Genomic DNA, 7,570 nt, shown 5'->3' on the forward strand with positions numbered 1-7,570 from the left:
GTCGATGGGACCGTGGCGGCGGGAGACGTCCGCGCGCGGGATCACACGCTCGGGGGCGCTCCTTCGATCGGGCGTCCGACAATGCCGGGCCGCTTCTGCCACGGCAGCGGACCGCCCGGCGGCCGGTAGCCGACGCCGAGTGCGTCAAGCCGCGCGTAGTGCGTGGCCATTCGCTGTTCGAACCCGGCGAAGTCCCGGTCCGCCGAGGCCGGCAGGGCGGACCAGGCGACCTCTGCGAAGGCCGCGAGGCGCGGGAAGACCTGGTAGTCGACGCGGGCCCGGTTCTGCATGACCTCGGTCCAGACGTTGGCCTGGGTGCCCAGGATGTGACGGGCCGCCTCCTCGCTCAGGCCCGGCGGCACGGGTTCGAAGCGGTAGACGTCCTCCAGGGTCCGGACGTATCCGATCGGCATCGGCTCGTCGGGGCCGCCGTGCTGACGGTGGTCCAGATAGACCTGCTGCTCCGGGCACATCACGACGTCGTGCCCGGCCTCGGCTGCCGCGATCCCGCCCCCGTAGCCGCGCCACGAGGAGACGGCCGCACCGTCGGCGAGTCCGCCCTCCAGGATCTCGTCCCAGCCGATGAGGCGGCGGCCCCGTGCGGTGAGCCAGCTGTCGAAGTGGCGGATGAACCAGGACTGGAGCTCGTCCTCGTCGGCCAGGCCGAGTTCCTTGATACGGGCCTGGGCCGTCGGCGACTGCTTCCACTGGTCCTTGGGGCATTCGTCGCCGCCGACGTGGATGAACGGCGAGACGGTGGCCGGGAAGAGGCCGAGGAGTTCCTCGAACACGCCTTCGTAGAAGCGCAGAACGCCGTCGGTGGGGGCCAGGACGTTCGGGGTGACGCCCCAGTCGTCCCAGACGGACAGGGCGGTGGTGTCGATGACGTCGGTGTTGCCCAGCTCCGGGTAGGCGCTGATGGCGGCCTGCGAGTGGCCCGGGATGTCGATCTCGGGGACGACCCGGATGTGCCGCGCGGCGGCGTACGCCACGATCTCGCGGATGTCGTCCTGGGTGTAGTAGCCACCGTGCGGGGTGTCGTCCCACAGCTCGGAGGCCCGGTGGCCGTGCTTCGTACGCGACCGCCAGGAGCCGACCTCGGTCAGGCGCGGGTAGCGCTTGATCTCGACGCGCCAGCCCTGGTCGTCGGTGAGGTGGAAGTGGAAGACGTTCAGCTTGTGGGCGGCGAGGAGGTCGAGCTGGCGCAGGACGTCGGCCTTGGGCATGAAGTGCCGTGCCACGTCGAGCATCAGACCCCGCCAGGCGAAGCGGGGACGGTCCTCGATGGTGCAGCTCGGCACCGTCCAGACCCGGTCCGGGTCCACCGGCGCGTTCCGGTGGGCATCCGGGCCGAGCAGCTGGCGCAGCGTCTGGACACCCCAGTGCAGCCCGGCCGGGGCGGCGGCCCGCAGGGTGACGGCGTCGGCGTCCGCGGTGAGCCGGTAGCCCTCGGGCCCCAGCTCGTCCGCGGCCCCGGGGTCGAGCCGCAGCCGGATCGCCCGCCCCGTCCCGCCCGGTGCGAGCGGCAGGCCGGTCGCGGCGCCCACGCCGGCGCGCAGCAGGCGTGCGGCATCCTCGGTGCCGGCGGGCGCGTCGACCGAGGTGTCCTGATCCAGCACGAAGCCGGCCGCGTCGGGGAGGTATTCGGCGCGCAGGGGCGCCGGGATCAGATCGGCCACGTCAGTCCTTAACCGCTCCGCCCAGTCCCGAGACCAGGCGTCGCTGTACGAGTACGAAGAAGACCAGCACGGGAACGGTCATCACCGTCGAGGCTGCCATGATCCCGCCCCAGTCGTTCTCGTCGGGTTTGAAGAAGACCAGCAGCGCCATCGGAAGCGTCGACTGGGAGGTGTCGCTGATGATGAACGACTTCGCGAAGAGGAAGTCGTTCCAGGTCGAGATGAACGAGAAGACGCTGGTCGCCACGAGTCCGGGGAAGACCAGCGGGAAGAGGATCTGCCACAGGAAGCGGGTGCGGCTCGCCCCGTCGATGTAGGCCGCCTCCTCCAGGGCGTCCGGGACGGCCTTGACGAAGCCGCGCAGCATCCAGATCGCGAACGGCAGCGAGAAGGCCAGGTGCGGCAGGATCAGCGAACCGAGGGTGTTCAGCTGGCCGAAGTCCCGCATCAGGAAGAACAGCGGGATCGTCAGCGCCTCGACCGGCACCATCTGCGCCACCAGGAACATGATCAGCAGAGTGGTGCGGAAGCGGAATCTGAACCGGGTCACCGCCGTCGCCGCCAGGAAGGCGATCAGCGCCGAGACGATGACGACCGTGCCGGCGACGAGCAGGCTGTTGAGGAAGTAGCGCCCGAAGTCCTGCTGCTGGAAGACCCGGCGGAAGGAGTCCAGGGACGGCGACAGCGTCCACGGCCTGGGGTGCGCCGACTGGATCTCACCGGCCGGCTTGAAGGCCGAGAGCACCATCCAGTACAGCGGGAAGGCCACGGCGGCGGCGATCAGCAGGGCAGCGGCCTCGGCGGCGAGCCGGCCGGGCCGGCGGACGCGCAACAGGGACGGCAGGCTCACAGTTCCTCCCCCTGGCGCCTCACCAGGCGCAGATAGACCAGCGTGACCGCCAGCAGGATCACCAGCATCACGACGCCGATCGCCGAGCCGAGGCTGTACTGCGAGGACGCGAACGCCTTCTGGTACGCGTACACGTTGAGCACCAGGTTCTGGCCGGCGATGCCGCCGCCGTTGGTCATGACGTAGATCTGGGTGAAGACCTTGAAGTCCCAGATGATCGACTGAATGGTGACGACGACCAGGATCGGCCGCAGCATCGGGGCGGTGACCGACCGCCAGATCCGCCACTGCGAGGCGCCGTCCAGCGACGCCGCCTCCAGCACCTCGGTGGGAATGGCCCGGATGCCCGCGTAGACGGTGACCATCACGAACGGGAACGAGCACCACAGGACTTCGAGGAGCACCAGCGCGAAGGCGCTGTAGCGCCCGTACGTCCAGGAGAAGTCACCGAGCCCCAGCACCCGGTTGACCGGTCCGAAGTCGGCGTCGAAGAGGAAGACCCAGACGGTGGAGCCGGTGATCGCGGGGGTCGCCCAGGCACCGAGCGCGGCCATCATCAGGGCGAGCCGCGGCACGGCCCGCACCCGGGTCAGCAGGACGGCCAGTGCGCAGCCGACCATCAGGGTGGCCAGCACGCAGAGCGCCGCGAAGACCACGGTGGCCAGCAGCACCTGCCAGAACTGGCTGTCGTGGAAGAGCGTCGCGTAGTTGCCGAACCCCTGGAAGGTGGCCGGCTCGCCGCCGCTCACCTGGGCCTGGGTGTACTCCAGGAAGGAGATCAGGCCGAGCTGGTAGATCGGGTAGACCAGCAGCCCGCCGAGGAGGACGAGCGCGGGCAGGAGGTAGAGCCAGGGGGTCCAGCCGGACCGCCTGGCGGGCGAGGCCGGGCGGCGCCGGAGCGGGCGGGGGGAAGGGCCGCCCGCTCCGGACGTGCGGGGCGCCTTGTACGCCGTGCTGTTCGCCGTCATCGTCAGCCCGCGTCGGCGAACGCGGCGTCCATCTTCTTCGCGGCGTCGTCCGAGGCCTTCGCCACGTCCTTACGGCCGCTGACGATCTCCTGGAACATCGTCGGCAGGATCAGCGAGGAGTCGATCTGGCCCCAGGCCGGCGAGGCCGGGACGAACTTGGCGCCCGCGCCGAGCGTCTTGACGAACGGTTCGACGAAGGGCTCCTTCTTCGCGGCGGCGGCCAGCACGTCCGTGTACGTCGGCAGGAAGCCCATCGCGTCGAACATCTTCGCCTGGGTCTCCTTGCCGGTCAGCGCCTTCATCAGGTCGACGGCGAGGGTGCGGTGCCTGCTGCTCTTCAGTACGCCGATGTTGTTGCCGCCCGCGAACGCCGGGGCCACGGAGTTCTTCGCCACTCCCGGGAGCGGCACCACCGCGTACTTTCCCTTCACCGTGCCGGCTTCGACGGCCGCGTGGCTGAAGTCGCCGCCGATGGCCATGGCTGCCTTCCCGGAGGCGAAGGCGGTGACGGTCGCGTTGCCGCCCATGGCGGCGCACTTGGCGGCCGGGCAGTTGGAGTCGCCGAAGAGCGAGGTGTAGGCGGCGATGCCCTTGCGGGCCTTCGCACTGTTGATGGCCGCCTTGTAACCGGATCCGCTCCCGTCGGCCAGTTCGCCGCCGTTGGCCCAGATGAACGGCATCGCGCCGTAGGTGTACGCGCCGCCCACCGCGAGTCCGTACAGGCCGGGCTTCTTCTTGTGGATCTTCTTGGCGGCGGAGATCAGCTCGGCCTGGGACTTGGGCGCCTCGATCCCCAAGTCCTCGAAGATGTCGGTGCGGTAGTAGAGCGCCCTGACGCCGACGAAGAGCGGGGCTCCGTAGATCTTCCCGTCCACCGTCACGGACTGCTTGGCGGTCGGGTCGGTGTCCTTGGCGTCCGCCCAGGCCCCGAACTCGGCGCTGATATCGGCCAGTCCGCCGTCCTTCACATAGCCGGCGGTGTCCGTGTTGCCGTACTCGATCAGGTCGGGGGCGCTCTTGGGGTCGTTGAAGGCGGCCTTGACGCGCTGGGCCCGGGTCTCCACCGGTATGTACTCGATTTCGACCTTCGCGCCCTTGTGGGCCTTCCCGAAGCCGGCGACCGCGGCGTCGACGACCTTCTGCTTGGGCTTGTTGCCCACCTCCTGGAACAGCCAGACACGCAGAGTGCCGGTCTTCTCGTCCCCCTTGGCGCCGGTGTCGGAGGTCTGCGGCGCGCAGGCGGTGGCGGTGAGACCCGCCAGCACAAGCGCCGCAGCCGGGGCGGCAATTCGGGCAGAAAGCTTCATCCGGACCCCTACCGGTAGGCGTTGCAGCATGCGCAACGCACGTTTCGTTCTGCACAACTGGCAGGAGGGTAGGTCTAGACGAAGTCCCCGACAAGTGGTCTCAACCACTCTGTGACCCGGGGAAGCAGCCCGTGCAACGCGGCACGTGCCCCGGACGACGAAGAACCCCCGGGGCGCGCGGCTGCGTGCCCCGGGGGTCACCCGGACAGGTCGGTTCTGCTACTGCGGACTACTTCTTGCTGTCCTTGCCGCCCTTGCCCTTGTCCTTGTCCTTGTCGCCGCCGGCGCCCATGGACTCGTAGATCTCCTTGCACATGGGGCACACCGGGTACTTCTTGGGGTCGCGCCCCGGTACCCAGACCTTGCCGCACAGTGCGACCACGGGGGTGCCCTCCAGGGCACTCGCCATGATCTTGTCCTTCTGTACGTAATGGGCGTAGCGCTCGTGGTCGCCGTCGCCGTTCGACACCTGTGGCGTCGGCTCCACGAGGGTTCCCGTACCTGCCCCGCGCTCGGGCTCAAGAGTGCTCATAACCGCCAAGCGTACTGAAAGCCCGGCGCATCAGTTCAGCGAAGGGTCGTCGGGATAGGTGGCGATCATGGCCAGCTCGCTGCGCTGGCGGCGCAGGACCGCTCTCCAGAGGCCCTCCGGATTCGGTGACGAGACGTCCCCGGGCTCCGACTCGACGACGTACCAGGCGCCCTCGGACAGTTCCGACTCCAGCTGTCCGGGCCCCCAGCCGGCGTATCCGGCGAAGATCCGCAGCGAGCCGAGGGCCGCCGCCAGCAGTTCGGGCGGCGCCTCCAGGTCCACCAGGCCGATCGCCCCGTACACCCGGCGCCAGCCGAGGGGGCCCTCGTCCCCGGGGATCACCGCCACGCCGAGCGCCGAGTCCAGGGAGACCGGGCCGCCCTGGAAGACGACGTCGGGCTCGCCGGTCAGGCCGGCCCAGGACATCAGGATGTCACCGACACCGACCGGGGTCGGGCGGTTCAGGACCACGCCGAGCGAGCCCTCCTCGTCGTGGTCGAGGAGCAGCACCACCGCGCGGTCGAAATTCGGGTCCGCCAGGGCGGGTGCGGCCACGAGCAGCCGCCCTGTGAGCGAGGACACCTCGGTCATGGCAGAAATGATCCCGCATCTTCGGCTTCCGTGGGGGACAAGTGACTCCCTCGTCGCGGTGGGTGCCCGAGCGCAGCTCAGGGCGCACGGATGCACAAGGAGCGCACAGCCGGACCGCTATCCGGACGGTGACCCTCCGCAAGATCGAGGCTGCGGAGCGTGTTGTGGCGGATTCATGACCTTCTCGCACCCCCCGTTCTCTTACGGAACCGGGGTGTGCGGCCATTACCCTTTCGATTGGCCCCCTGCCCGACCACTCCGGAACGCGAGATTCATGACCGGCACAGACGATGTCCTGCTTGTCCACGGCGGAACCCCGCTGGAGGGTGAGATCCGCGTCCGAGGCGCCAAGAACCTGGTGCCGAAGGCAATGGTCGCCGCGCTGCTCGGCAGCGGGCCCAGCCGACTGCGCAACGTGCCCGACATCCGCGATGTGCGGGTGGTCCGCGGACTGCTCCAGCTGCACGGTGTGACGGTCCGCCCGGGTGACGAACCCGGCGAGCTGATCCTCGACCCCACGCACGTCGAGAGCGCGAACGTCGCCGACATCGACGCCCACGCGGGCTCGTCGCGCATCCCGATCCTCTTCTGCGGCCCGCTGCTGCACCGGCTGGGCCACGCGTTCATCCCGGGGCTCGGCGGCTGCGACATCGGCGGCCGGCCGATCGACTTCCACTTCGACGTGCTGCGCCAGTTCGGCGCGACGATCGAGAAGCGGGCGGACGGCCAGTACCTGGAGGCCCCGCAGCGGCTGCGGGGCACCAAGATCCGGCTGCCGTACCCGTCGGTGGGCTCCACCGAGCAGGTGCTGCTGACGGCCGTACTGGCCGAAGGCGTCACCGAGCTGTCCAACGCGGCCGTGGAGCCGGAGATCGAGGACCTCATCTGCGTACTGCAGAAGATGGGCGCGATCATCTCCATGGACACCGACCGGACCATCCGGATCACCGGTGTCGACCGTCTCGACGGCTACACGCACCGCGCGCTTCCGGACCGCCTGGAGGCCGCCTCCTGGGCGTCCGCGGCACTGGCGACCGAGGGCAACATCTACGTCCACGGGGCGCAGCAGCGCTCGATGATGACGTTCCTGAACACCTTCCGCCGGGTCGGCGGCGCCTTCGAGATCGACGACGAGGGCATCCGCTTCTGGCACCCGGGCGGCGCGCTGAACGCCATCGCGCTGGAGACGGACGTGCACCCCGGCTTCCAGACCGACTGGCAGCAGCCGCTGGTCGTGGCGCTGACGCAGGCCGCCGGCCTGTCGATCGTGCACGAGACGGTGTACGAGTCCCGGCTCGGCTTCACCTCGGCGCTCAACCAGATGGGCGCGCACATCCAGCTCTACCGCGAGTGCCTGGGCGGTTCCGACTGCCGCTTCGGCCAGCGCAACTTCCTGCACTCCGCGGTCGTGTCCGGGCCGACGAAGCTGCAGGGCGCGGATCTGGTCATCCCCGACCTGCGCGGTGGCTTCTCGTACCTGATCGCCGCTCTGGCGGCGCAGGGGACGTCCCGGGTGCACGGGATCGATCTGATCAACCGAGGCTACGAGAACTTCATGGACAAGCTGGAGAAGCTCGGCGCGAAGGTCGAGCTGCCGGGCGGTTCGCTCGTCTGACGCACGGTCTCCAGGACGGTCGAGGGCC

The 7,570-nt window shown here is 69.5% G+C and carries 7 protein-coding genes; 1 reads left to right on the forward strand and 6 read right to left on the reverse strand.

The genetic code is table 11. The features are described from left to right. Positions 1–41: 41 nt before the first annotated feature. The 6 genes from ACFVW8_RS37570 to ACFVW8_RS37595 form a co-directional block, all read right to left on the reverse strand. Positions 42–1,679 carry a beta-N-acetylhexosaminidase gene (locus ACFVW8_RS37570; protein ID WP_389698266.1) on the reverse strand — a complete coding sequence of 546 codons (1,638 nt, stop codon included), beginning with the start codon at positions 1,677–1,679 and terminating at the stop codon, positions 42–44. 1 nt (position 1,680) lies between these two features. After that, complete coding sequence (locus ACFVW8_RS37575) at positions 1,681–2,529, reverse strand: carbohydrate ABC transporter permease (protein ID WP_389698268.1); 849 nt, start codon at positions 2,527–2,529, stop codon at positions 1,681–1,683. Beyond that, on the reverse strand, positions 2,526–3,497 hold the full coding sequence (locus ACFVW8_RS37580) for a carbohydrate ABC transporter permease (RefSeq protein WP_389698270.1): 972 nt from the start codon (positions 3,495–3,497) through the stop codon (positions 2,526–2,528). The genes ACFVW8_RS37575 and ACFVW8_RS37580 overlap by 4 nt, the downstream gene beginning before the upstream one ends. 2 nt (positions 3,498–3,499) lie before the next feature. Next, positions 3,500–4,804: an extracellular solute-binding protein gene (locus ACFVW8_RS37585; RefSeq protein ID WP_389698272.1), complete on the reverse strand. Its 1,305-nt coding sequence runs from the start codon at positions 4,802–4,804 to the stop codon at positions 3,500–3,502. 229 nt (positions 4,805–5,033) lie between these two features. After that, positions 5,034–5,336: a DUF3039 domain-containing protein gene (locus ACFVW8_RS37590; RefSeq protein ID WP_389698274.1), complete on the reverse strand. Its 303-nt coding sequence runs from the start codon at positions 5,334–5,336 to the stop codon at positions 5,034–5,036. A gap of 30 nt (positions 5,337–5,366) precedes the next feature. Further along, entirely contained in the window at positions 5,367–5,927 is a 561-nt protein-coding gene (locus ACFVW8_RS37595) for a YqgE/AlgH family protein (RefSeq protein ID WP_389698276.1), read from the reverse strand. Between the two features lie 274 nt (positions 5,928–6,201). On the opposite strand from ACFVW8_RS37595, the gene murA reads away from it, so the two are divergent. Beyond that, the gene (gene murA, locus ACFVW8_RS37600; protein ID WP_389698278.1) at positions 6,202–7,542 is read left to right on the forward strand and encodes a UDP-N-acetylglucosamine 1-carboxyvinyltransferase; all 1,341 of its coding nucleotides are present in this window, start codon (positions 6,202–6,204) and stop codon (positions 7,540–7,542) included. The last annotated feature ends 28 nt before the right edge of the window (positions 7,543–7,570 follow it).

It is taken from the genome of Streptomyces sp. NPDC058221, assembly GCF_042882365.1.
Classification (GTDB): Bacteria; Actinomycetota; Actinomycetes; order Streptomycetales; family Streptomycetaceae; genus Streptomyces.

Coding starts and splice junctions, on each gene's coding strand:
- ACFVW8_RS37580 (WP_389698270.1), bottom strand. CDS start 3,497: ATGACGGCGAACAGCACGGCGTACAAGGCGCCCCGCACGTCCGGAGCG.
- ACFVW8_RS37595 (WP_389698276.1), bottom strand. CDS start 5,927: ATGACCGAGGTGTCCTCGCTCACAGGGCGGCTGCTCGTGGCCGCACCC.
- murA (WP_389698278.1), top strand. CDS start 6,202: ATGACCGGCACAGACGATGTCCTGCTTGTCCACGGCGGAACCCCGCTG.
- ACFVW8_RS37585 (WP_389698272.1), bottom strand. CDS start 4,804: ATGAAGCTTTCTGCCCGAATTGCCGCCCCGGCTGCGGCGCTTGTGCTG.
- ACFVW8_RS37590 (WP_389698274.1), bottom strand. CDS start 5,336: ATGAGCACTCTTGAGCCCGAGCGCGGGGCAGGTACGGGAACCCTCGTG.